A 25,985-nucleotide genomic window follows, 5' to 3' on the forward strand; every position below is an offset into this window, starting at 1 on the left:
GCCGCTGGGAGCGACCTTTTTGAACTCTAAGACGCGTTGCTTAGCGCTTGTCTTGAGCGACGTAATCGCGCTTCGTTGCGCCTTTGTATAGCTGACGTGGACGGCTGATCTTGTGACCAGGCTGAGACAGCATTTCATCCCAGTGCGAGATCCAACCGACAGTGCGCGACATAGCGAAAATAACGGTGAACATGCTAGTTGGGATACCAATCGCCTTAAGAATGATACCTGAGTAGAAGTCTACGTTCGGGTATAGTTTCTTCTCAACGAAGTAAGGGTCTTCAAGGGCGATTTGCTCTAGGCGCATGGCAACATCTAGAAGTGGATCTTCGATGTTTAGCTCTTTCAGTACTTCGTGGCAGGTGTCACGCATTACCGTGGCACGTGGGTCGAAGTTTTTGTAAACACGGTGACCGAAGCCCATTAGGCGGAACGGGTCGTTCTTATCTTTCGCTTTAGCGATGTATTCGTCAATGCGATCAACTGAGCCGATCTCTTGTAGCATGTTCAAACATGCTTCGTTAGCACCACCGTGCGCAGGGCCCCAAAGTGATGCGATACCCGCTGCGATACATGCATAAGGGTTAGCACCAGATGAACCAGCAATACGTACCGTTGAAGTTGATGCGTTTTGCTCGTGGTCAGCGTGCAACATGAAGATACGGTCCATGGCTTTAGCAAGCACAGGATTTACTTGGTAATCTTCAGAAGGCACTGAGAACATCATGTGTAAGAAGTTCTCTGCATAGCTCAGGTCGTTACGTGGGTAAACGAACGGTTGGCCAATGGTGTACTTGTACGCCATTGCTGCGATAGTCGGCAGCTTCGCAACTAGGCGAGTGGCACTGCGCTTACGCTGTGCTGGGTCTGAGATATCTAAGTCTTGGTGATAGAAAGAAGACATTGCACCAACCACACCACATAGCATCGCCATTGGGTGAGCATCAACGCGGAAACCTTGGAAGAAGGCCGCCACTTTCTCGTGCACCATAGTGCTTAGAGTGATTGACTTAGAGAATTCTTCAAGCTCTGCTTCTGACGGTAATTCGCCGTTAAGCAGTAAGTAGCAAAGTTCGACGTAGTTAGATTGTTCAGCAAGCTGATCAATGGGGTAACCACGGTGTAGCAATACGCCTTTACCACCATCGATGTAGGTGATAGATGAGTCACAAGAGCCAGTCGACATGAACCCTGGGTCGTAGGTGAAGTAGCCGTGTGCGCCTAAGGTACGGACGTCGATAACGTCTTGACCCGCAGTACCTTCGTAAATGGGAAGTTCAATCGGGTCTTGTCCATCAATATGGACAGTGGCTTTCTTATCTGCCATCTAATTATCTCCTATAAGAATAACAAGCTAAAGCTGTTATGCGTGATACTAATGTTAAGCAAATTCCGATCATTCTAACGTACAAGAGGGGTAGAAAGTCAATTTTAATGCATTTGTGTATAATAAATATTCTGCAGAGATTAAATATTATACCAATGGCTAATTCGCAAACCTCCGTGACTAAACAAGAATTGTAATATCCGCTGCAGACTTATATACTGTCAGGGGTTCAATACCGTAACGTCTTTGAGTAAACCGTTTATGACAAACACGTGAAATTTCGCTTTAAAATTGAACAAATAAAGTGATCTTTTTTCGCGTCTGTGGGTTTATTTATGTGAGCGCATTTATGCAGTGATTGCATAAATGGTTATAACAACAATGTAGATGGCTCTATTTATCAATGTGAGCAAGATGGGCAAGTAACTGTGAAAAAGCAAAGACCTGTAAATCTCGATCTAACGACCATCTCTATGCCAGCAACGGCCAAAGCATCAATTCTGCACCGCGTCACCGGTGTCGCAATGTTCTTTGCCTTGACCTTTGTTATCTGGGCATGGGCTGTGTCACTGTCTTCTCCGGAAGGATTTGAATTTGTCAAAAGCCTGTTAACCGGGTTTGTTGCCAAATTTATCGCCTGGGGTACCCTCACCGTTCTCTCGTATCACTTCATCGCAGGTGTACGCCACTTAATCCAAGACTTGGGTCCGTGGAAAGAATTAGATTCAGGCAATGCAACCGCTAAAATCGGCTTTGTATTGTGGGTGATTGTTGCCGTATTGGCGGGAGTTTGGCTATGGTCTTAAATCAAGCATCTTTAAAGCGTGATGGTGTTCAAGATTTCGTATCGCTGCGAGCGACGGCACTTATCATCAGCTCTTATGCACTATTTATTATTGGTTATCTGCTATGCACTCCAGCATTAACCTATGAAGCATGGTCGGGGTTATTCGGTAACTTCGCGATGAAGGTATACACCCTAATCGCCCTTGCGTGCATTATGGTGCACGCACGCATCGGCCTATGGCAGGTGCTAACCGACTATGTAAAGAACGCCAAACTACGCGCGTTTCTTGGCTTCGTATTAAACCTTATGGCCCTATCTTACGTAGTAGTTGGCCTGTTTGTTCTATGGGGTGTTTAAGTGAAATATTCAGTTCGCGAATTTGACGCAGTAGTGGTTGGCGCTGGCGGTGCAGGTATGCGCGCAGCGTTAGCAATCACTGAATCAGGCAAGTCTTGTGCGCTTATTTCCAAGGTATTCCCAACCCGTTCACACACCGTGTCGGCACAGGGTGGTATTACCGTAGCACTAGGTAACTCGCACGAGGATAACTGGGAATGGCACATGTACGATACCGTTAAGGGCTCTGATTATATCGGTGACCAAGACGCCATCGAGTACATGTGTAAAACCGGCCCAGAGGCAATCACCGAGCTTGAAAACATGGGCTTGCCATTCTCTCGCTTTGAGAATGGCCGCGTATATCAGCGCCCATTCGGTGGTCAGTCGAAAAATTTCGGCGGCGAGCAAGCAGCGCGTACAGCGGCTGCAGCGGACCGTACTGGTCACGCCTTGCTGCACTGCCTATATCAGCAAAACGTAAAGAACAAAACCAATGTATATTCTGAGTGGTATGCACTGGACCTTGTTAAAAACGACGACGGTGCGGTAGTGGGCTGTACAGCTATCGACATCGAGTCTGGTGAAGTGGTTTACTTCAAATCGAAAGTGGTTGTGCTTGCCACCGGCGGTGCAGGGCGTATTTATGCTTCCACCACTAACGCGCACATCAACACGGGTGACGGCGTAGGTATGGCCACACGTGCTGGCGTAGCCATGCAAGACATGGAAATGTGGCAGTTCCACCCAACCGGTATCGCCGGTGCTGGAACCCTGGTAACCGAAGGTTGCCGTGGTGAAGGGGGTTATCTTCTGAACAAAGATGGCGAGCGCTTCATGGAGCGTTATGCGCCTAATGCCAAAGACTTGGCGTCACGTGACGTAGTTGCCCGTTCAATGATGACCGAAATCCGTGAAGGCCGGGGTTGCGAAGGTCCATGGGGCCCGCACATTAAACTGAAACTGGATCACCTAGGTGAGGAAACGCTAAATCTACGTCTACCTGGCGTATGTGACCTAGCGAAAACCTTTGCTCACGTTGACCCAGCGAAAGAACCAATTCCAGTTATTCCAACCTGTCACTACATGATGGGTGGTGTTCCAACTAATGTGAACGGCCAAGTACTAAGCGTTGATGCCCAAGGCAACGACACGCTAGTAGAAGGTCTATTCGCAGTCGGTGAAATCGCTTGTGTATCTGTACACGGTGCTAACCGCCTAGGTGGTAACTCACTACTTGATTTGGTTGTATTTGGTCGTGCAGCGGGTAACTACCTAGGTGTTTACTTGAACGATTACCAAGCGCAACGTGATGCTTCAAGCGACAACATTGAAGGTGCATTGGCACGTTTCAATCGTTGGGAAACATCAAAAGAAGGCCAGGGCGAAGACCCAGTGCAAATCAAAAAAGACCTACAGCAATGTATGCAGCTTAACTTCTCGGTATTCCGTGAAGGTGATTCAATGGCAACGGGTCTTAAAGAGCTTAAAGAAATTCGCGAGCGTCTACAGCATGCCCGCTTGGACGACAAATCAAGCGAGTTCAACACTCAACGTATCGAGTGTTTAGAGCTTGATAACTTGATGGAAACAGCTTACTCAACAGCGGTTGCTGCGAATTTCCGTACTGAGAGCCGTGGTGCGCACTCGCGCTTCGACTACCCAGACCGTGATGACGAAAATTGGCTGTGCCACAGTGTTTACAACCCTGAGACGGAAGAAATGTCTAAGCGTGATGTAAACTATGCACCTAAGCTTCGTGAAGCGTTCCCACCTAAAGCTCGTACTTACTAGGAGAGATGACGATGGCAACTTTAGAATTATCTGTTTATCGTTACAATCCAGACGTGGATGATGCGCCATTCATGAAAGACTACACCCTTGAGGTGGAAGAAGGTCGTGACATGATGGTGCTTGACGCACTGCTAATGTTAAAAGAGCAAGATCCAAGCCTGGCATTTCGTCGTTCCTGCCGTGAAGGGGTATGTGGCTCCGATGGTGTGAACATGAATGGTAAAAATGGCCTTGCCTGTATTACGCCAATTTCTGCACTGCAGACAAACGGCAAGGGCAAGGTAGTGATTCGTCCACTACCGGGTTTACCGGTTATTCGTGACCTTGTAATCGACATGTCGCAATTCTACACTCAGTACGAGAAAGTGAAGCCGTATCTCATTAATGATACGCCTCCAGCGGGTGAGCGTTTGCAGTCGATTGAAGATCGTGAAAAGCTAGATGGACTATACGAATGTATTCTTTGTGCATGTTGTTCAACATCATGCCCAAGCTTCTGGTGGAATCCAGATAAATTTATCGGCCCGGCCGGCCTATTACACGCTTACCGCTTCTTAGCGGATAGCCGAGATACCGCCACCGATGAGCGCTTGGCAGATTTAGACGATGCATTCAGCGTATTCCGTTGTCACAATATCATGAACTGTGTCAATGTATGTCCGAAAGGTTTGAATCCGACCAAAGCGATTGGGCAAATCAAATCAATGCTTCTTAATCGTTCCGTTTAAGGGCATAATAGAACTAAGAATGGCTGGACGTCTGTCTGGCCATTCTTCGATCACTTACTTGAGTTTTAAGTAAGTCAGACAATGTAAATTCTGCGCTAGATAAAAGGGCTTATAAATGCACGATGGTGTGATGAAGGCATGGCTAGAGTCTTCTCATCTGTACGGCGGTAACGTTGCCTATGTTGAGGAGCTTTATGAAGCATATCTTGATGATGTGACTTCAGTGCCAGAAGAATGGCGTGAAGTGTTCGAGCAACTTCCCAAAGTGGAAGGGGTGGATGTAGAAACTAAGCATTCACAAGTAAGAGCTGAATTCGCCAAGCTGGCAAAAAATAAACATCGCGAAGTAGTTGTTGCAGAAGGTGGTCAGGGTGACCCCAAACAGATCAAAGTATTGCAACTGATAAATGCTTTTCGATTCCGTGGTCACCAAAACGCGAATCTTGACCCACTCGGGATTTGGAAACGTGAACGCGTTCGCGATTTGGAGTTAGACTTCCACGGTCTTTCTGAAGACGATTTTGACACTGAGTTTTATGTAGGTTCGTTTGCCGCCGGCGGCGAAATGATGAAACTGGGTGACTTATACAAAGCATTGAAGGCAACTTATTGTGGTTCCATCGGTGCCGAGTACATGCACATCACATCTACCGAAGAAAAACGTTGGCTACAACAACGCTTAGAATCGGTTCAAGCACGCCCTCAATTCGATAGCAAAACCAAGCAGCGCATTCTTAAAGGCTTGATTGCGGCCGATGGTCTTGAAAAATACCTAGGCTCGAAATTCCCAGGTGCCAAACGCTTCTCATTGGAAGGTGGCGACGCCTTAGTGCCAATGCTTAAAGAACTGATTCACCGCGCCGGTGAAAGTGGTCAACAAGAAGCGGTTATTGGTATGGCCCACCGTGGTCGTCTAAATGTGTTAGTGAACGTACTAGGTAAAAACCCATCGGCGCTGTTCGATGAGTTTGCTGGTAAACACGATGACACGCTGGGCTCTGGTGATGTGAAATACCATATGGGTTACTCATCAGACTTCGCCACTGAAGGCGGCAGCGTACACATGGCCTTGGCATTTAACCCCTCGCACCTAGAGATTGTTAATCCAGTGGTGATGGGCTCGGTACGCGCTCGTCTCGACCGTTTAGAATGTGAAAGTGGTTCAAAAGCACTGCCTATCACCATCCACGGTGACTCGGCCATCGCCGGTCAGGGGTGTGTGCAAGAAACCTTCAACATGTCGCAAACTAACGCCTTTAAAGTAGGCGGCAGTGTGCGCATCGTGGTTAATAACCAAGTTGGTTTCACCACCTCTAAGCAAGACGACACACGTTCTACCGATTACTGTACCGACATTGCTAAAATGGTGCAGTCACCGATTTTCCACGTTAACTCCGACGACCCTGAAGCGGTTGCCTTAGTGACGCAAATTGCACTTGATTTCCGTAATCAGTTCAAACGCGACGTGGTTATTGATTTAGTGTGTTACCGCCGTCATGGACACAACGAAGCGGATGAGCCAAGCGCCACGCAACCGTTGATGTACAAAAAGATCAAAAAGCACCCAGTGCCGCGCCAAATCTATGCTGATCAGCTGGTTAGCGAAGGTGTCTTGAGTGAAAAAGAGATTAAGAAACTTGCTGATGATTACCGCAACGGCCTAGACGAAGGCAACTGCGTGGTTGAAGAAATCGAGCCAGAAACTAAGCACTCTTCTGATTGGTCGAAATTCGTCGGTCACGATTGGGATACCGAGTATGAAACTCATATTCCTGTTGAAAAGCTTAAAGAGCTTGGCGAGAAGGTGGCTTCTTATCCAGAAGAGCACAAAGCGCAATCTCGGGTTAAGAAGATTTACGATGACCGCAAAGCGATGGCCGCCGGCGAGAAAAAACTCGACTGGGGTATGGCTGAGACCCTTGCATATGCCACTATGGTTGAGCAGGGCACAGACATTCGTCTAACCGGCCAAGACTCAGGCCGTGGTACCTTCTTCCACCGTCATGCTGTGGTGCATAATCAAGAAGATGCATCCACCTATTTACCGCTGCAACACATCAAAGAAGACCAGGGTAAATTTGAAGTGTACGACTCGGTGCTTTCAGAAGAAGCCGTGCTGGCATTTGAATATGGTTACGCCACAGCCGAGCCAACATCACTGGTGATGTGGGAAGCGCAGTTTGGTGATTTCGCCAATGGTGCGCAGGTAGTATTCGACCAATTCCTAAGCTCAGGCGAACAAAAGTGGGGCCGTTTATGTGGCTTAACCTGTTTGCTACCCCATGGCTACGAAGGTCAAGGCCCCGAGCACAGCTCAGCGCGCCTAGAGCGTTTCTTGCAGCTATGTGCAGACCACAACATGCAAGTGTGTGTGCCGTCAACGCCAGCGCAGGTTTACGCTATGTTGCGTCGTCAATCAGTGCGTCCACTACGTCGTCCACTGATTGTTATGACCCCGAAATCATTGTTGCGTCACCCGTTAGCCGTTTCTACGCTAGAAGAGTTATCTGAAGGCGTATTCCACAATATGATCGACGAAATCGATGATATTGATGCTAAAAACGTTGAGCGCGTGGTGTTCTGTAGCGGCAAAGTGTACTACGAGCTGCTGCAAGAGCGTCGTAAGCAAGAGCTGGACAACATCGCCATCGTGCGTGTTGAGCAGCTTTACCCATTCCCGCATCAGGAAATGGCTGACATTATCGAACGCTACAGCCATGTGAAAGATTTCGTATGGTGTCAGGAAGAGCCACAAAACCAGGGTGCATGGTACTGCTCGCAGCACCACTTCTGGCAGGCAATTCCACAAGGTGCAAATCTAACTTATGCAGGACGTAACGCGTCCGCGTCACCGGCATGTGGTTACATGTCAGTACATACTAAAGAACAACAAGCGTTAGTCGCTGACGCGCTTACCATTAAAAAATAAGGGATAAGAGATGACCACAGAAATCAAGGTTCCTGTTCTTCCTGAGTCAGTTGCAGACGCCACCGTTGCAACTTGGCATGTCAGTGTTGGCGACAAAGTAAGTCGTGACCAGAACCTCGTAGACATCGAAACCGATAAAGTCGTACTTGAAGTAGCGGCGCCGGCAGACGGTGTGATCAGCGAGATTAAAGAGCAAGAAGGCGCAACGGTACTTGCTGAGCAAGTGCTAGCCATTGTTGGCGATGCCGACGACGCGCCTGCTGCGGATGAGAACAGCAGCGATGATAACGCTAAAAGTGAAGAAAAAGCTGATTCAGCACCAGCAAAAGACAGCGGTGCTTCAGAAGGTAAAGAAGTGGATATTAAAGTACCTGTACTTCCTGAATCTGTTGCCGATGCGACCATCGCAACATGGCATGTACAACCAGGTGAAGCGGTAAGCCGCGACCAGAACTTGGTTGATATTGAAACTGACAAAGTTGTACTTGAAGTGGTAGCCCCGGATGACGGTGTCATGGGCGAGCACGTTCACGGTGAAGGCGATACGGTCACAGCCGAGCAAGTTATCGGTAAAGTGAAAGTAGGCGCTAAAGCTGCTGGCGGTAGCAAAGAAGAGTCTGCTCCGGCTGCCGAGCAAAGTGGTGATGACAGCGCCAGTGATGCATTGACTCCTTCAGTACGCCGCCTCATTGCTGAAAAAGGCCTAGATGCGTCAAAAATCAAAGGTTCAGGCAAAAACGGTCGTGTTACTAAAGAAGACGTAGATAAGTTCCTTAAGCAAGCGCCGGCTAAGCAAGAAAGCAAAGCCGATGACGCGCAGTCAGCGCCTGTAGGTAACCGCACGCAAAAACGTGTTCCTATGACACGTCTTCGTAAGACCATCGCTAACCGCCTACTTGAAGCGAAAAACTCAACGGCGATGTTGACCACCTTTAACGAAGTGAACATGAAGCCAATCATGGACCTTCGTAAGCAATACAAAGACGCCTTTGAAGAGCGCCACGGTATCCGTTTAGGCTTCATGTCGTTCTATGTTAAAGCGGTAGTAGAAGCGCTTAAACGCTTCCCAGATGTGAACGCATCAATCGATGGCGACGACATCGTTTATCACAACTACTTCGATATCAGCATTGCGGTATCAACACCGCGTGGCTTGGTAACGCCAGTACTACGCGATTGTGACAAGCTGTCGGTTGCAGAAATCGAAGCCGGTATTCGCGAGCTAGCGCTTAAAGGCCGTGATGGTAAGCTAACGGTTGATGACATGACCGGTGGTAACTTCACTATCACCAACGGTGGTGTATTTGGCTCACTATTATCAACGCCAATCATCAACTTGCCACAGTCTTCAATCTTGGGCATGCACAAAATCCAAGAGCGTCCTATGGCGGTGAATGGCAAAGTTGAGATTCTACCTATGATGTATTTGGCCCTGTCTTATGACCACCGCCAAATCGATGGTAAAGAGTCTGTTGGCTTCTTAGTGACCATTAAAGAGATGTTAGAAGATCCAACACGTCTTCTACTTGATGTATAAACATCGAGAATGAATAAAAATTAAGCTGTGGCCCGCGCCGCAGCTTTTTTTTGCCGCCTTTAGTCCCACTAGGGTTTTCAAGCATAGCCATGGGATCTATACTAGGTGCGCAATTTGGGATGGTTGGGTAAATTGCATATTTATTCAGCTCTTTTAGTACAAAAAATTGGATAAAGCATCATGAATTTGCATGAGTATCAGGCAAAACAACTTTTTGCCGAATATGGTTTACCAGTTTCTGAAGGTTACGCATGTGACACACCTCAAGAAGCTGCTGAAGCTGCTGATAAAATCGGCGGTGATAAATGGGTTGTTAAATGTCAGGTTCACGCCGGTGGCCGTGGTAAAGCGGGCGGTGTAAAACTTGCTGACAGCAAACAAGAAATCAAAGAGTTTGCACAGAACTGGCTAGGTAAAAACCTAGTAACTTTCCAAACTGACGAAAATGGTCAGCCTGTTGCAAAGATCCTTGTTGAAAGCTGCACTGACATTGCAAACGAACTCTACCTTGGTGCTGTTGTCGACCGCGCTTCACGTAAAGTTGTTTTCATGGCGTCTACCGAAGGCGGTGTTGAAATCGAAACTGTTGCTGAAGAAACGCCAGAGCTTATCCACAAAGCTGAGATCGACCCACTTGTAGGTCCTCAGGCTTACCAAGGCCGTGAGCTTGCTTTCAAACTTGGCTTGAACCCAACTCAACTTAAGCAGTTCGTTAAGATCTTCATGGGTCTTGGCAACATGTTTATCGATCACGATTTCGCGCTACTTGAAATCAACCCACTGGTTATCACTGACGAAGGTAACCTACACTGCCTAGACGGTAAAATCGGTGTTGATGGCAACGCACTATATCGTCAGCCTAAAATCCGCGCGATGCACGATCCTTCGCAAGAAGACGAGCGTGAAGCACACGCAGCACAGTGGGAACTAAACTACGTAGCGCTAGACGGTACTGTAGGCTGCATGGTAAATGGTGCGGGTCTTGCAATGGGTACTATGGACATCGTTAACCTACACGGCGGCAAGCCAGCTAACTTCCTAGATGTGGGCGGCGGTGCAACTAAAGAGCGCGTTGCTGAAGCATTTAAGATCATCCTTTCTGATGACAATGTTAAAGCAGTACTTGTTAACATCTTCGGCGGTATCGTACGTTGTGACATGATCGCAGAAGGTATTATCGGTGCGGTTAAAGAAGTTGGCGTAAACGTACCTGTAGTTGTACGTCTTGAAGGTACTAACGCTGAACTAGGCCGTGACGTTCTTGCTAACTCAGGTCTAGACATCATTGCTGCAGAATCTCTAACAGACGCAGCTGAAAAAGTTGTTGCTGCTGCGGAGGGCAAATAATGTCTGTACTAATTAATAAAGACACTAAGGTAATCTGCCAAGGTTTCACCGGTGGTCAGGGTACGTTCCACTCTGAGCAAGCAATCGAATACGGTACGCAGATGGTTGGTGGTGTATCACCAGGTAAGGGTGGTCAAACGCACCTAGGTCTGCCGGTATTTAACACTGTTCGTGACGCTGTTGAAGAAACAGGCGCAACGGCTTCTGTTATCTACGTACCAGCGCCTTTCTGTAAAGATGCAATCCTTGAAGCGATCGATGCGGGCATCGAGCTAATCGTATGTATCACTGAAGGTATCCCAACGCTAGACATGGTTGACGTTAAAGTTAAGCTTGATGAAACTGGCGTGCGTATGATTGGTCCTAACTGCCCAGGTGTTATCACTCCGGGTGAGTCTAAGATTGGTATCATGCCTGGTCACATCCACAAGCCTGGTAAAGTAGGCATCGTATCACGTTCTGGTACTTTGACTTATGAAGCCGTTAAGCAAACAACTGACGCTGGCTTTGGTCAATCTTCATGTGTTGGTATCGGTGGTGACCCAATTCCTGGTACTAACTTCATCGACGTACTAGAGATGTTCGAAAAAGATCCGCAAACTGAAGCTATCGTAATGATCGGTGAGATCGGCGGTACAGCTGAAGAAGAAGCGGCTGCGTACATCAAAGACAACGTCACTAAGCCTGTTGTTTCATACATTGCCGGTGTAACTGCACCTCCAGGCAAACGTATGGGTCACGCTGGTGCGATTATCGCAGGCGGTAAAGGTACTGCTGACGAGAAGTTTGCAGCCTTAGAAGCAGCGGGCGTACAAACTGTACGTTCACTTGCTGAAATTGGCAACGCACTAAAAGAGAAAACCGGTTGGTAAGCTCTGCTAGTGAGTGACATAAAAACCCGCCTTGAGCGGGTTTTTTTATGGCTGCACTGATGCTCAGTTGCAAGCGAGTAGGGCACATGCCAATGGGAGCGAGCAGCGGATTTGCGCTTTCTTTTTTTGCCATGCACTGTATTAACCCAGAGTGTGTTATGATGGCAGCGTGATCAGTAAAGAGCATACCTTGAGGCGCCATTGCGCCGACGCTCTTTACGCCTGTGTAGCAAGTCGCTACGCCTTTTTAATTTTTTGGTGATGCAATCGGGTTTAAGCTTGTTTCGCCATGTATACCGAGTTTATATGACCGAACAGCAAGTACCATCAGCAAACAACACCATCAAAACCGAAGACACCATCCAATTCAGTGACTTAAAACTACAACCTAAACTACTTCAAGCGATTGAACGCCAAGGCTACCAGCATCCTTCACCAATACAGGCGCAAGGCATTCCTGCGGTGTTATCCGGCCACGACGTGATGGCCGCTGCGCAAACCGGCACCGGTAAAACGGCGGGTTTTACCTTGCCGATGCTAGAAATATTAAGTAAAGGGCAGCGTGCTCGCGGTAATAACGTGCGAGCTTTAGTGCTTGCTCCTACCCGTGAGCTGGCCGCTCAGGTGGGTGCCAGTGTCGCCACCTATGGTAAAGAGTTAGCGCTGAGCTATTGCGTGGCCTTTGGCGGCGTTAAAATTAACCCGCAAATGATGCAACTGCGTCGCGGGGCCGATATTCTCGTGGCCACGCCCGGACGGTTAATGGATTTGTACCAGCAAAATGCCATTAAATTTGAGCAATTAGAAATGCTGGTGCTTGATGAAGCCGACCGTATGCTAGATATGGGCTTTATTCACGATATTCGCCGCATTATTAAGTTATTGCCGCCGAAACGACAAAACCTCCTGTACTCGGCGACCTTCTCGGACGAGATCCGTGAATTGGCGAAAACCATAGTCCACCAGCCGCTAGAGATTTCTGTGGTGCCTGCCAATACCACGGCAAAAACCATAGAGCAGTGGGTTTACCCAGTGGATAAATCGCGCAAAACTGCGCTGCTAAGTCATTTAATTAAAGAAAATGATTGGCAGCAGGTGTTAGTGTTTAGCCGCACCAAGCATGGCGCGAATCGCATTGCCACTAATTTGGAAAAGCGTGGTATTCACTCTGCCGCGATTCATGGCAACAAGAGCCAAGGCGCCAGAACCAAGGCGTTGGCCGGATTTAAAGACGGCAGTATTAAAGTTCTGGTGGCCACCGATATCGCGGCGCGCGGCATTGATATTGACCAGCTTCCTTGTGTGATCAACTTTGACTTGCCTAATGTTGCCGAAGACTATGTTCACCGTATCGGACGAACCGGTCGAGCAGGGGCCTCAGGATTGGCTATCTCATTTGTCACAGCCGATGAAGCAAAAGACTTAAACGGCATTGAAAACCTTATTCAAGAGTTATTGCCACGGCAAACTATCGCGGGCTTTGAGCCCACGAATGAGGTGGCACCAAGCACATTGCGGGCGCCGAAAAAGCCTAAAAAACCCAAAAAGCCGAAATCAGCCAAAGCTGAGCAGCCAGGCAACACCGCTAAGCAAGCAGTGAAAAAGAAGCCTTCGCACGCAAAAAAAGCGGTGAGTGCGCCGCAGCAGGGTAAAGCGCCCCAGCAAGGTAAGGAGCAGGGCGTTGCTAATAAACCCAGAGGGCGCGATAGCGACTCACCCCAAGCGAAAGGCCCGGCAAGAAGAAATAACCGCTGGAGAACACGACGCGCCAAAACCGGCAGCAGCTAAGTTCTAGCACTTATCATAAAAAGCGAGCCCCTTAGAGGCTCGCTTTTTTGGTTATGTTAGCTTGCGCCAAAAACGATCAATTGAATAGGGGTAACGCTTTGTTCTTAAGTATATTTGTTATATTGTTATTTGTTATACATCGTCAAAATATCCAATAAGAATAGTTGAAAGTACACACAGGGATTTTTCAATGGCAACAACTTACATACCTTTGGACCAGTCAGAGTCGGCAGAACTTAACGAACCGAATACAATTTTACCGAAGTTTATATACGAAGATCTGGTTACACTCATTAGTGAAGCGGTAAAAGCGATTGGAAATACTGACCAAAATAAGCTAGAACGCAGTCACAAGGCAATTTCTATTGACGGGGAGCGGGGGTCCGGTAAAACTTCTATATTAGTCAATTTAAAAAGCTACATAAGAAATACAGATAACAAGCTTCTAACGGACATTCATATACTTGACCCAATCGATCCTACCTTGCTTGAAGATGGTGAGTCCCTCTTTTTACATGTAATTGTCGCGGCAATCCTCCATGACGATGAAATTAAAAAAGCACAGGCTTCCAATGTACAAGATGCTCGTTCTTTTTCTCATACTCTCGAGAAATTGGCCAACGCTCTTGAATCTGTGGATGCTCAAAAAGACCTCTATGGCATGGATAAAATTAGGTCTCTATATGGCAATAAGCATTTAGTTAACTGTGTCACCGAGTTTTTTAAAAGCACTTTAGTGCTATTAGGTAAAAAATTATTAGTTCTGCCTATTGATGATGTCGATACCTCCCTAAACCTCGCATTTGAAAATTTAGAGATTATTCGCCGTTACTTAGTGGCTCCTTGTGTACTACCTATCGTCAGTGGTGATCGAAAATTATATGATGAGGTTTGCTGGCGAGACTTCCATGGCCGCCTAACCAAGGACTCGTCTTATCAAAGGTTACAGGCCTTCAACATAGCGCAAGACTTAGCAAACGAATACCAACGTAAGATTTTACCCTTGCCTAGGCGTTTAAGCATGCCGTCAGTTGAAAGCTACTGGAATGATCCTGAGATCAAATTAGGCTCTAACAATAGCATGCCTTTGAGAAATTTGATTGCGTGGTTAGAAATTTTCATTTCGGGGCCTGTAAATGGATTGGAAAACAGTAAATTACCTCTGCCAATTCCCTCCGTTAGAGCTTTAACACAATTCATCGGGCACTGTGGTAGTCTAATTGAAAACCTTCCGAGAGAAATTCGTGAAGCAAAGGAGCCATTAGAGGTTCAGCGTTTGTGGCAAATACCTAGTGTTCCTACAGAAGCTATTGAATCTTTTAGAAATGAATACCAAAGAATTCATTATAAGACTGACCGCGATTATAAATCAGCATATAATGCATTTAACGAATCACTGGAAGGCACAGCCGACCCTGATACAGTTAAAAGCGAAGCCGTATCAACCGAGCTAATAAGATCTTGGGTTGACAGTCTATCAACATATTTCCAGCATGAGCCAAGAGCAGGCGCGATTAATTTAACGCTGCAAGCAAAGCAGTATTGGCTTAGACGGCGTCAGAGTCCTCTTCATCAAACATCTCTATTTGCTACACCACTGTTTCAACCTCTTTCTCATTCGAAGCAATTTAAATTGAGTGAACTAGATAATGACCTTACAGAATGGAAAACTCATCTAGAAGGTCGTTTACCCGCTAGTTGGATTGATGAGATTAGCAACCAGAAAACAGTTCTACCATACCCAGTCGCTGAGATCGGAGTAAACTCTGCTCTAAAATGGGATTATTGGAAGGTTATTAAAAGTAGTGATGCTACTGAAGATCAAAAAAATAAAGCAATTTTCTTCATTTCCGCATTATGCCACCGCAATTACTACACCAAAAACAAACGTTCAATGATGCTAAATATTGGACGAATATTCGAAGTGGTAATTGCGAGTTTGGTCTCAGAGCCTGAGTCATATCATTTCGATAGCATAAGGCAAAGAGCCCCTTTCTACTCAACAGGTGACGTAGCCCCTACTAAGACACTGAATATCAAGGATGAACGAAAAAGAAATTTCTTTTTCACTGAAGACAGCTCAAATGAAGCGGTTAATGGCTTGCCATCGGAAGTGCATGAACAGATAGATTTTTGCTGGCAAATATTGCTGGCTGAAATTATTGAGTGGCGTAAAGATTATGAGGTAGATAAGCTAAATATCTCTCCTTGGTTAGTTTACAAAGTGTTTAACAAGGTTTTCAGCCAAGTAGCTAATGATGACTATTACAGTAATGGTATGACTAATATCAACAATGCACTAGACATTGCAGGTAGAGCATTCTTTGGAACTTGGTCTGCCTTTGGTTCTTTCGAAAAAGGGGAGCTATTTGGTCTCCCTACTATCGTTGCAAATACAAATATTCATACCTCCAGAAACTTTGAACTTAATAACGAACATTTCTCGCAAAATATTCTACCTTTCTCGGTTAGGCTAAATGCTTCAAATGAAGACACTGAAGCTCGTAAAGATTATGGGCGTCATTCGAAGACTATAACTTATGCACTCTCAGGTCACCCAATTAGAAAATGGTTAAATGAACTATTCCAATTCAATTGGCCGTCTAGTGAGATGTTTACACCCCCTCCGCCGCCACCAGTGCCAACACCGGCACGCAAAAACTCTATTTCACCCCACAAACAAGCTATAAGTAATATGTTAAAAATCGACCCTCAAAGAAAGTTCACAACTCAAACCATTTTAGAGGCGATGGAGAATTTAAAATGGACAAAAGCAGAGTTCTTAAGTCATTTTGCGACATTGCAAGAGGAGTTCAGCGATAAGAAGCTTAATGCCTTTATAAATGCTGGTGAACAACTACCCGAAGAGAGAGAAAGTTAATGCTTAACCGGCAGTTAAGTGAACACGCTGCGGGTTGTTTTTATAGTGATGAGCAGGTAGCCGAGCATCTTTGGCTTTCTTTGCTTACGCCCCAAGACAGTGGCTTTGGTGATGCCTGGCAAGTACTACAGGATAAATGCTACCAGCTATTAACTGCCGGAGTTGATGCACGTTATCCCCGTGAGTTTAGATTAACCGACATTCGCACCATTATGGGTCAGCAGTGCCACTCCGGCTTGTTTGTGAGTCCATCTTTGCCTTGGTTAGATGAATTAGCAGACAACTTACTGATACGCAACGGCGACTTACTGCACTTTAAAGAGTCCAAAGTGCAAGCATATGTGCGCCTTGCCGCAGAGCTCGACCCCGCATTATTAGTTGGCTGGCGTCTTGCCAACTGGTTACAACAAAATCCAAAACCTCAAGCACATGATATAAGGCGAGTGCTCAATGCTCAGTTACCTTTCTTTGCTCCACCGGCTAATCCAGTAAAGCCCTTTGCTGAAGGCCATGTGCACGTCTGGGGCGTCACTGCTGAAAGCCTTATTTTTAGCGAACTATTGTTCCACTCTAAGTCACCTCGTAAAGGAAATATGAATTCCGACTGGGAACAACTCAATGATGCGGAGATAGATAAGCTTTTAACTAGAGCTAGAAGCCTTTTTGCTTATTTTATTGACTCCACACAGCAACCCCACAACAAGCAGATAAGGGCCTTTAGTGATTGGCAAAACCAACGCAATACGTCATATAAAATATACACAGATTGGGAGTTACTGGCACAAATGCCTTGTCACACCAACGAGACTAATTCTCAATGGTTACTTGCCGAACTCGCACAGGCCATTAATCAGCAGCAATCAAATTGTTGGCTATGGCTCAAGGTTTTTTTAAGTTTTATATACCAAAACAACAGCACAACGCCCTTTATACGCAGCGCAATATTGTGCTTTTGGCAAATGATGAATGCACTTAGGCGCCGTCTAATTATGGATGGTCAGGGTCTTTCTCGTTTTGTAGAAAGATATAATGGCAATAACTTACGTAAAATTGGGCAGCCATATAAAGACAATATTCGCCGACTATTTGTGGGTAAAGGCGATGTTGCTGAAATCAAATCCGGCTCTATGGCGTTCTCGAACAAAAGCATACAAACTTTTTCACAAGCACTTATTACCAGCACCTCAAGCATCGCACCAACGCCACCCTATGTCTTTGGCGAGCATGAAATAATTCCCAACGAAACCTGCCTGCGTCATATTGAAACCTTAGAGCGTTGGCACTTTTGCGGGCATTTCTCTCGCTCCAAATCAGCAAAGAGAGGAAAGAGGCCGCAAGCAGACCTGAAAGATAACTGGAAAGAAGCCGAGAAGTTACTCCGCCGCTTGCGCTCACAGTCTGGATGGAATGAAGCGACATTTCTCGGTGGTAAATTAAACCCCAACTTTCATTTTCAGCCAAATCGTTGGTTTCGTGGTTTGGATGTCGCTGGCGATGAAAATGCTTTAAAAATAGAATGTTTTGCCCCAATGCTACGCTGGCTAAGATCTGGACTGCATTCAAAAATAGAAACCGAACGCGCAAACAAAGATTTTCATTTTAGTATTCACTCCGGGGAAGACTACGCTCACCCTCTTTCGGGAATGCGACACATTGATGAAACGGTACGGTTTTGCGAAATGCGTGACGGAGATAGACTCGGGCATGCTTTAGCGCTTGGTATTGAGCCTTTACAGTGGGTACAAAGGCAGGGAGAAATGATTCTTTATGCCGATGAGCATTTGGATAACCTTGTATGGATGTGGCATTACGCCACAGTCTTGAGTGGACGCCTCCCTCTTGCTCAACAAGTTATTCCATTAATAGAGCGACGAATAGCTCGATTCTACAATAAAGTTAACTGGTTGAAACCACCTTCGTTTTACTGTGACAGTGCACAGCAATCTGACACACCTTTATCTGAGGCGCAGAAAGATAAGCTGACACCTGATATCTTGTACCGAGCTTGGTTATTACGTAGAAATTGTTACTACCGTTGGCAAAAACTTCACGGCAGCTCCCCTATGACGGCTATGGAGCAGGTTGCTCTTCCCGATTGGGAGAGCCTGAAAGACGACGATAAATATGCATCCTTAATTTATAAAAATCGCCATTCAGAATTACGAAAGGACAACTCACCTGTCATGGTAATTGTTCGCGTTGCAGATGAGTGGGAATCGCAAAGTAATATTGGATTACCTCCTGTTCAAAGCCAATGGGAGCAGAACCAAGACAAACACATCATTGAGGATGTAGATACCCCTGAGGAGCTTGAATTCATGGCTGCGTTACAAGACTACCTGCTAACGCAATACGACAGCATGGGAATTATTATTGAAACCAACCCAACATCAAATGTTTACATTGCCAGACTAAAAAGTCACAAAGAACACCCAATATTTCGCTGGAACCCACCGGATGAATCCGTTTTGCTTACCGGCAGCGAGTTTAACCGCTTCGGTTTGCGTAAAGGGCCTGTAAAAGTGCTGGTGAATACAGATGACCCCGGCATAATGCCCACGACCTTACGTACCGAATATATGTTATTGCGTGAAGCCGCACTTGATCTAGGTATTGGTAGCACGGTTGCTGAGCGCTGGCTTGAGTCTATCCGCCAATTTGGGATTGAACAATTCCACCGAAATCACCTACCCGTGTTTGAACCCATTTAACGAGAATTAGCACTTATGAGTAACCAGGAAAACTCTACTATTTCATCATATACAGAATTGAATCATAGATTGAAATCACAAAAGAGTGAGTTTGATAATAATCAAAAAGCAACATATTGGAAGCGCTATGTGATTCGTCGTATTCCGCTGTTTACCATACCGCTTTTAGTTTTCTATGCTGTTATATTTATATTGGGGTTTGTAGATGACGCAGGTACCAAAGCTGCAAAATTAATTATTCCTAACTTGCCTTACTCTGTTTATTTAACTCCAGACGTACTCTGCGCGTTAATTTTGATTGCTCTTGTCCATTCTCTAATCGTGGGAATAAAATATAAAGCATTCAAAAAAAAATGGGAGGTGTGCAATAAACTTATATTCAATGCTTTGATGTTTGCGATCGTGTACTCGTCATCTGCCCTAATTTATTATCAAATACACGCTGTCACTATTGGATTGGCCACTTTCGCTCCTTTGAGCATTTTTCCCTTACTAATCGACCGAACGCTGGGGTGGACGCGTCAAAACGATAGATTTAAATTATTTTCTTCCAAAATCCAGGGCTTGATCGAATTAAACTTAGCTAGAAAAAGTCTAAATGTAGCTTTTAGTGAGGGTAATGTTTTGGAATACTTAGGAGTAATGGAACAGTTTGAAAGCCAGAAATATAACGACACTGTTAGCGACTCCTTTTACATCCTGACTCAAGTTGAGAAATTACAACAGCAAACTCAGTAGTTTAGGCCCTGTGTTTCTTTTGCCTGTTGTAAAAAATGGATGGATGCTTTAGTCACTCGGCTTCATTTTCTTGGGGAACGTTGATTGACTAGTGACTGTTTTGTAAGGTTGCTCTGTCCATTTCCCCCTAAACTGAGACAGACATAATTAGAGTTTTCTGTAATGATTAGTACAGGAGACGACTATAAAAAAATCACGCTATACAGAATCTCAGATCATCGCAGTATTAAAAGAAGTCGATGAGGGTAGGAAGGTTGAGGAAGTGTGCCGTCAGCAGGGTATCAGCAGTGCAACCAATTACAATTGGAAGCCCAAGTACGGTGGGATGGAAGCCTCTGACGTTAATCGGTTGAAGGAGCTTTTCGCAAAAAAGGGTTGGTAACAGCGGATAAACGAGAGTACGCCAGCGTAATGGTTTGAGTATCCTAAGGGCTTGTCTGTTTGTTGGCATTCATTGGCCGTTCGACCTTTTATCGCCCTGAGCGAGACTGGCGTAAAGCTGATGCCGCTGTCATTGACTCAATCAATGCTATGCGTAAGAAGTCGCCATTCTGTTAAGTTTGGCTGACTTTTTCAAAGGCTGGCATGATGCTTTGTGTGGCCTGTTTTTGCTGCTGATGTTTCGACATTTTAAAGAAAATAACAGCAAAAATAGCGGCGACGATATCAACCGTATAGCTTGAGTAGAAGAGCGTATTCCCGTCATTTAGTGCAAGTTTCACCAGCGTTGATAACACCATTAATGCACACAAACTCGCGAGTAAATAAAGGCCAACCGTCGTTGCCTTTTGTACAGGTTTTATGAAGCTATATATCACAAAAGCAAAAAACGCGGCGTAGTAACTGTATAGACTGGCATAGTTTGTATTGGCAACAAATGTAGGTAGCCATTTAGCTGCAACTAACGTGAAAGCAACGGCAATCATCGACCCTAAACAAACACCAATAGTGAGCTTTGCCATAAACAACGTACTGCGTTTGTTGGGATCTTTTTTGAAGCGCTTATCTATCCATAATAAATTGCCTGAATAGAACAAAAATGCCCCAAGTAAGCCCATTATAAAGTAACCCCAGCGCCCCCATTCTCCACCATAGGTGCCAAAATGGAGTGAGAAAATACTGGCCACCATGTTACCCCACACTGCATCTTCGCCTTGTGGGTAGCTCGAGTTAACGACCTCTAAGGTGTACGGGTTCATAAATAAATAGTCAGTATCTGGGCCGCGCACAACCGCATTGTTGTTACTCATCATAAACACCGCAGAGGGCGAAGCTGAATTTAAATTACTATAACGAATGTGGATAGGCTCATAGCCAGGCGCATAGCTTTTAGCTGCAAGCACTTGCTCGTCGATACTAGGTAAGTTGTCAATGTGAAAACTTTGCGCAGCGGGAGTAGGGCGCTGAAACAGCGGTTTATCATCATAAAATTGCGCTAAGCCACCATAAATAAAGTCATGAAATGCAAACACCACCACAGTGAAGGCTATGACTAAATGAAACGGTAAGCTGGCAATCCCCACAAGGTTATGGCTGTCGAGCCAAAACCGGCTTGGCCCTTTTTCTTTACGCAATGCAAAAAAGGTTTTAACTAGTGTCGGCAGTAAAATAATGATCCCAGAGACCAAAGCTAAAAAATACAACACACTGGCAATACCTAGAATATAAACCCCTGATTGGTCATGGCCAATTTCACCAATAAAGCCTGCTGTGCGATGTAAGTAATCAATTAAATCGCCAAGTTCGTTTTCAGTTTGCGCGCTAACGTTTAATGTGCCATCAGCATTGAGGTGGGCATAGTTGAGCTGTTTATCAAGCTCCATGCCACGGGCACTGCCTTTGATATACCAAGAAAGAGGCGCGTCTTGGGTATGTAAGTCTAGGTTAAAGCCTTTAGCAAGTTGGTCACCACGCACACTTATTACCGTATCTACCAGTTTTTGGTAGTCATAATCAGAACTGGTTACTTTAGGCGCGGTAACCGGTGCAGCCCACTGTTGTATTTCGTGTTTAAACATGGTCAGGCTGCCAGCATAAAAACCAATAAACAGCACTAAGCCAGCAATAATGCCCGTCCATGTATGTACACCTTGATAGGTGCGTAAAATATCCGATCTTACTTTCATAGTGCGGTCCTTAGCATGAAAAATACGCCATAAAGCAGCACAGTTAAGCTGCCAAGGACAAGCCAAGCTTGCTTTGCAGAGTTGAACAAATAGCTAAAACTAAAAATGATTAGCCAAATAGGGGTGATCATCCACATGTTAAATTGCACTTTGTCTCGAGCTTCAATGCCTCCAGGGCCATACCAAGCAAAAAAAGCAATGAATATAAATGACAGTGCCAACCCTAAAAAGGCACCGGCTAGCGTTTTACCTAACCACGTTGGTTGGCGCTTTGATGAGTTTGTCATGAATTACCCCTTTGTTTGCAGCAGGCTAATAAAAGGGATCAGCATTAGCATAAGCATCACGCTAAAGATTATATAGAACACAGCTGCTGTGGCTGATAGCTGCACAAAGGCAAGTGTTAGTGCACACGCTATTAATGCAAGCGATAGTAATCGCCAATGTTTTTTTATCGGTTTTTTTAAAAATCGCTGTTGTTTTCTGGTGCAGTAAAAAGTGCTGACAGCGAAAACGATGAGTAAAGTAACGGTGAAAATGAGCATAAAATGAGAATTAGAATTTATGTTATACCTCATTGTAAATGATAACTAAACTCAATTGCAATATCATTAAGCCTGTGTTAATTTCCTCGCGCTTTTTATCAAGCTCGATTTGTTTAATTCTAATAATCTCTTATGGGGAAAGGACATTGGCTACTGCATTAAAACTCAACACAATAACCAAGGTTATTTTTGCATCGTTACTTGTTGCTCAAGGCTCGGCTTGGGCTGACGACGAGCAAAGCAGTCGAGAATCAATGGACACTATTGTTGTTACCGGTGAAAAAACGGAAAAGTCACTTAAAGAAACCATGTCGTCGGTGGCGGTTGTTGATAAGGCGCGACTAGAAAACGGCCAGCTTGCGTCTATATCCGAAGCGCTCTCAGAAATGGCAAACGTGGTGGTGTTAACGGGTTCTGTGCCTGATATGCGAGGAGTGTCTGGTAATGGTGGGGCAACCGGTTTTAACTCATTTAGCGGAGGTTCAAAAGCCCGTGTTTCAACGTTAATAGATGGTGTAAGCCAACCTTTTGTTGCTGACTTAACGGGTGATACCGGCCTTTGGGATGAAGAACAAATTGAGGTTTACCGGGGGCCGCAATCAACTAGCAATGGTCGCAATAGCATCGCAGGTGCGGTGTACATGACAACGAAAGCGCCAACTCAGGATTTTGAAGGGGCAGTGCGCGTAGGTTATCGCAATCAAGATAGCTACCTTGATACTGCCGCAGTGGTATCGGGAGCATTAGTTGAGGATGTGTTGGCATTTCGCTTATCAACTCAGTATGTCGATGGCGAAACATTTTCAAACCCGTCGGTATACGAAACAAACCCAACTGATCGTGAATTAAACAAGTTAAATACCAGCAGTACGCGCGCTAAATTACTTTACACGCCAAGCAAAGATCTTGCCGTGCAACTGACTTACTCAACTTACAGTGAAGAGGGGAACTCTGGTCGGAAATACTTTGTTGCGGACGAACCATTTGATTATAAGCCGCTATATCAGCGTATTGTGGATACAGACTCTGATACTACGCAAGTAAATATTGATTACAGTATTAATGATGATTTTTCGTTAGACGTATTAGTTGCTTACATGGATTATCAATGGAGCTTTGAAGCATACGAGCCCATTGAAAGCGCCGAATCTGACGTATCAATGGATGAGAGTAATATCACCGTTGATACCAAGCTCAACTTTGGGCTAAACAACCACTTTTATTCCGGGTTTATCGGCCTTGCTTACTTTGATCGCGACCAAGAATTTGAAAGTGTGGGGGCAACAAACTACTACGGTGACGATAGCAGTAAATCGACCGCAGTCTATGGCGAAACAAGCTTTAACTTAAGCCGCGAATTAACGCTAACAGCGGGCCTTCGTATTGAGCGTGAAGAACAATTACGTAATTTCAATATGGCGTTTCGTGGCGATCAGCTCGTTGAGCAACTTGATAATTCACACACAGTGCGTTTACCAAAGCTCGCGATTCAATATGATGTTAGCAACGAAACGACTTTATTTGCCAGTGCTCGCCGTGGCTATAACGCAGGGGGCGGTGCGCTCGATTTTACCGCTGAAGATTACTACTACTACGATGAAGAAACGGTTAATACCTATGAAATAGGTTCACGCAGCGTAATAGATAATGGCGACATCAATATTAGCGCTAATGTGTTTTACAACAATTTTAACGGGTATCAAGCATTAAGTTCAGCGCGCAGAATCACGAATGTAGAAGATGCTCATAGTTACGGTTTAGAGGTCGATGCTTACAGTATGCTTGGAGAGCAGTGGCAGCTACATGGCGGTTTTGGTCTATTAAAAACTAACATTGATGAATCATCAGCCTTTCCAGATGCGGTTGGCAGTGATTTAAACTCTGCACCCGAACTAACGGCGAGTTTAGGTCTTTCACACTGGTTTACCGATAGCCTAAAAGTAAATTTAAGCGCCAACTATGTGGGTGAGTATTATGGTGACTTAACAAACACGGAAGAGCGCATTGCAGGTGATTACACTATTACTCGTTTATCGATGACCTACGACACCGAGCAATGGTTGATCAGTGCCTTCATCAATAACGCCCTAGATGAAGAGGCATATACTTCACAAGAGCCGGCAAGTGGCCGTTACCCACAAGGCTATGCGGCCGTTGTGAACCCGCAAACAGTCGGTGCATCAGTTACTTACCGATTCTAATCTAACAAGATAGCTAGTCGCTGGTTCATCAGCGACTAGCTTAATTTAAACCGCTTCCGTACATTAATCCCGCAATTAAGTAATAGCGCTTTTTCATACACGACATTATTTCTTTGACTTCTGCTGGTGTCATTACGACTGGTAATTTGGGTTGTCTATTGCTTTTCGCAAATTTAAGTCCAACGACAATTCTTCTTTTACTATGTGTTTTTACAAAAACGCTAATGCATTTAATGCGGCCCCATGTGCTCTCTGGGCGACATATTTCTTTTTAAAATTAAGGGGTCTGAAAGCTTAAACACTTCGTTATCGCCCATAGCAGTGAGATATCTTCTATTATGAAAATGTATGAAGTTAGATATCCAACTAAGGTAAGCGTTAACCGTTCTCAATGAATACTGTCGAGTCAACATGTTGTCTGCGATGTAATTTAAATAAGGCGAGCAAGTTTTAATTTTCATTCCTTTGAAAATATGTGGACACAGTGTTATTGAACAGTAATTGTCCAATCGCTGTTTTTGATAATGCTGGCAATGAGTTAACTACTCTGTTAAAAATATATCATTCAGAAAAGTGAGCGGTAGCGTAGTAGAAAAACGCGCGATTAGCTCGCTATAAACGTGTTATATTTGCAAATCAGAATCGAGGGTAAGTTTTGAATCAAAGGGAATTGAATGATGCATTAATTCAAGCTGCTGACTGCGACCTCGAATCAGCTAAAGAGTTGCTTGAAGCTGGAGCAAACCCAAATGGAATTCCTTTGATTATGGCAATCCAATGCGGGGCAGAAGACATTGTTTCCCTTTTCATAAAAGCTGGTGTTGATTTGAATTCTAGTTATTCGGATACAACGCCTCTAATCAGAGCCGTCACTGCTGGCTACCCAAATATAGTAAAGTTGCTTGTTGTTAATGGAGCCAAACCTAGTTTAAAAGATAACAGTGGAAAAACAGCGAAACAAAGGCTAGCTGAATGCTCCATGCCCCGTTTAAATGAACAAAACAAAAAGTTAATTGCTGAGTACCTCGATGGTGCAAAGCAAATATAACAAGGCCATTATGGTAATTGGACGCAAAACGCTTGGCTTGCGCTCCTTCGTCGCTAGTTTTAGCCAAGCATTTGTGCGGCCCATATGGCGGCGTTAGGTATAGGACTTACCCAAAAAAAGTAGACACCTTCTATAGTTAGAAAAGAGGTGTCTCATGACTAGAAAGAAAAGAACCCAGGCCTATACCGAAGAGTTTCGTCGCGAAGCGGTTCGAAGGGCGGAGCAACCCGGAAATACCAACAAATCCGTCGCCGAAGAGCTGGGGATCAGCGCCCAGCAAATTTATAACC

General features: G+C 45.2%; 19 protein-coding genes and 1 pseudogene. 16 read left to right on the forward strand and 4 right to left on the reverse strand.

Features of this window, described 5'->3' with window-relative positions; all coding sequences use genetic code 11:
• Positions 1 to 40: 40 nt before the first annotated feature.
• Positions 41 to 1,327 (reverse strand): citrate synthase, encoded by a 1,287-nt coding sequence (locus W04_RS08310; RefSeq protein WP_045978838.1) that lies wholly within the window; start codon positions 1,325 to 1,327, stop codon positions 41 to 43.
• 428 nt (positions 1,328 to 1,755) lie between these two features.
• Here W04_RS08310 and sdhC point away from each other — a divergent pair, with 428 nt between their 5' ends.
• The 13 genes and pseudogenes from sdhC to W04_RS19085 all read left to right on the forward strand — a co-directional run.
• On the forward strand, positions 1,756 to 2,133 hold the full coding sequence (sdhC, locus tag W04_RS08315; protein ID WP_051034453.1) for a succinate dehydrogenase, cytochrome b556 subunit: 378 nt from the start codon (positions 1,756 to 1,758) through the stop codon (positions 2,131 to 2,133).
• Positions 2,124 to 2,471 carry a succinate dehydrogenase, hydrophobic membrane anchor protein gene (sdhD, locus tag W04_RS08320; protein ID WP_022944506.1) on the forward strand — a complete coding sequence of 116 codons (348 nt, stop codon included), beginning with the start codon at positions 2,124 to 2,126 and terminating at the stop codon, positions 2,469 to 2,471. Before sdhC ends, sdhD begins: the two co-directional genes overlap by 10 nt.
• Positions 2,472 to 4,244 (forward strand): succinate dehydrogenase flavoprotein subunit, encoded by a 1,773-nt coding sequence (gene sdhA, locus W04_RS08325; protein ID WP_045978836.1) that lies wholly within the window; start codon positions 2,472 to 2,474, stop codon positions 4,242 to 4,244. It abuts the gene before it with no gap.
• Positions 4,245 to 4,255: 11 nt separating this feature from the next.
• The gene (locus W04_RS08330) at positions 4,256 to 4,972 is read left to right on the forward strand and encodes a succinate dehydrogenase iron-sulfur subunit (protein ID WP_022946093.1); all 717 of its coding nucleotides are present in this window, start codon (positions 4,256 to 4,258) and stop codon (positions 4,970 to 4,972) included.
• 115 nt (positions 4,973 to 5,087) lie between these two features.
• The gene (locus W04_RS08335; protein ID WP_053910500.1) at positions 5,088 to 7,901 is read left to right on the forward strand and encodes a 2-oxoglutarate dehydrogenase E1 component; all 2,814 of its coding nucleotides are present in this window, start codon (positions 5,088 to 5,090) and stop codon (positions 7,899 to 7,901) included.
• 10 nt (positions 7,902 to 7,911) lie between these two features.
• Positions 7,912 to 9,438 carry a 2-oxoglutarate dehydrogenase complex dihydrolipoyllysine-residue succinyltransferase gene (gene odhB / locus W04_RS08340; protein ID WP_053910501.1) on the forward strand — a complete coding sequence of 509 codons (1,527 nt, stop codon included), beginning with the start codon at positions 7,912 to 7,914 and terminating at the stop codon, positions 9,436 to 9,438.
• Between the two features lie 180 nt (positions 9,439 to 9,618).
• Positions 9,619 to 10,785, forward strand: a complete 1,167-nt coding sequence (sucC, locus tag W04_RS08345; protein WP_022946096.1) for an ADP-forming succinate--CoA ligase subunit beta — start codon at positions 9,619 to 9,621, stop codon at positions 10,783 to 10,785.
• On the forward strand, positions 10,785 to 11,657 hold the full coding sequence (sucD, locus tag W04_RS08350) for a succinate--CoA ligase subunit alpha (protein WP_045978833.1): 873 nt from the start codon (positions 10,785 to 10,787) through the stop codon (positions 11,655 to 11,657). Before sucC ends, sucD begins: the two co-directional genes overlap by 1 nt.
• A gap of 360 nt (positions 11,658 to 12,017) precedes the next feature.
• On the forward strand, positions 12,018 to 13,445 hold the full coding sequence (locus W04_RS08355) for a DEAD/DEAH box helicase (RefSeq protein WP_053910518.1): 1,428 nt from the start codon (positions 12,018 to 12,020) through the stop codon (positions 13,443 to 13,445).
• Between the two features lie 190 nt (positions 13,446 to 13,635).
• Positions 13,636 to 16,326, forward strand: a complete 2,691-nt coding sequence (rdrA, locus tag W04_RS08360; RefSeq protein WP_053910502.1) for an antiviral RADAR system adenosine triphosphatase RdrA — start codon at positions 13,636 to 13,638, stop codon at positions 16,324 to 16,326.
• The gene (gene rdrB / locus W04_RS08365) at positions 16,326 to 19,037 is read left to right on the forward strand and encodes an antiviral RADAR system adenosine deaminase RdrB (RefSeq protein ID WP_053910503.1); all 2,712 of its coding nucleotides are present in this window, start codon (positions 16,326 to 16,328) and stop codon (positions 19,035 to 19,037) included. The genes rdrA and rdrB overlap by 1 nt, the downstream gene beginning before the upstream one ends.
• Positions 19,038 to 19,052: 15 nt before the next feature.
• Entirely contained in the window at positions 19,053 to 19,775 is a 723-nt protein-coding gene (gene rdrD / locus W04_RS08370; protein WP_053910504.1) for an antiviral RADAR system accessory protein RdrD, read from the forward strand.
• Between the two features lie 184 nt (positions 19,776 to 19,959).
• Positions 19,960 to 20,136 (forward strand): annotated as a pseudogene (locus tag W04_RS19085) (transposase); the annotation flags it as partial.
• A 193-nt stretch (positions 20,137 to 20,329) separates the two neighbouring features.
• Here W04_RS19085 and W04_RS08375 read toward each other — a convergent pair.
• Both W04_RS08375 and W04_RS08380 read right to left on the reverse strand, forming a co-directional pair.
• Positions 20,330 to 21,901 (reverse strand): PepSY domain-containing protein, encoded by a 1,572-nt coding sequence (locus W04_RS08375; protein WP_053910505.1) that lies wholly within the window; start codon positions 21,899 to 21,901, stop codon positions 20,330 to 20,332.
• Positions 21,898 to 22,188, reverse strand: a complete 291-nt coding sequence (locus tag W04_RS08380) for a hypothetical protein (RefSeq protein ID WP_053910506.1) — start codon at positions 22,186 to 22,188, stop codon at positions 21,898 to 21,900. Before W04_RS08380 ends, W04_RS08375 begins: the two co-directional genes overlap by 4 nt.
• 404 nt (positions 22,189 to 22,592) lie before the next feature.
• On the opposite strand from W04_RS08380, the gene W04_RS08390 reads away from it, so the two are divergent.
• The gene (locus tag W04_RS08390) at positions 22,593 to 24,647 is read left to right on the forward strand and encodes a TonB-dependent receptor (protein WP_053910508.1); all 2,055 of its coding nucleotides are present in this window, start codon (positions 22,593 to 22,595) and stop codon (positions 24,645 to 24,647) included.
• Positions 24,648 to 24,877: 230 nt separating this feature from the next.
• Here the strand turns inward: W04_RS08390 and W04_RS19230 are convergent, their stop codons facing one another.
• Entirely contained in the window at positions 24,878 to 25,108 is a 231-nt protein-coding gene (locus W04_RS19230; RefSeq protein WP_373432699.1) for a phage integrase N-terminal SAM-like domain-containing protein, read from the reverse strand.
• Between the two features lie 194 nt (positions 25,109 to 25,302).
• On the opposite strand from W04_RS19230, the gene W04_RS08395 reads away from it, so the two are divergent.
• Together W04_RS08395 and W04_RS19235 are read left to right on the forward strand one after the other, a co-directional pair.
• The gene (locus tag W04_RS08395; RefSeq protein ID WP_053910509.1) at positions 25,303 to 25,695 is read left to right on the forward strand and encodes an ankyrin repeat domain-containing protein; all 393 of its coding nucleotides are present in this window, start codon (positions 25,303 to 25,305) and stop codon (positions 25,693 to 25,695) included.
• Between the two features lie 154 nt (positions 25,696 to 25,849).
• Positions 25,850 to 25,985 (forward strand): transposase (locus W04_RS19235; protein ID WP_157576345.1); only part of this gene is annotated, 136 nt, incomplete at its 3' end.

It is taken from the genome of Pseudoalteromonas sp. SW0106-04, assembly GCF_001293805.1.
Lineage (GTDB): Bacteria > Pseudomonadota > Gammaproteobacteria > Enterobacterales > Alteromonadaceae > Pseudoalteromonas > Pseudoalteromonas ruthenica.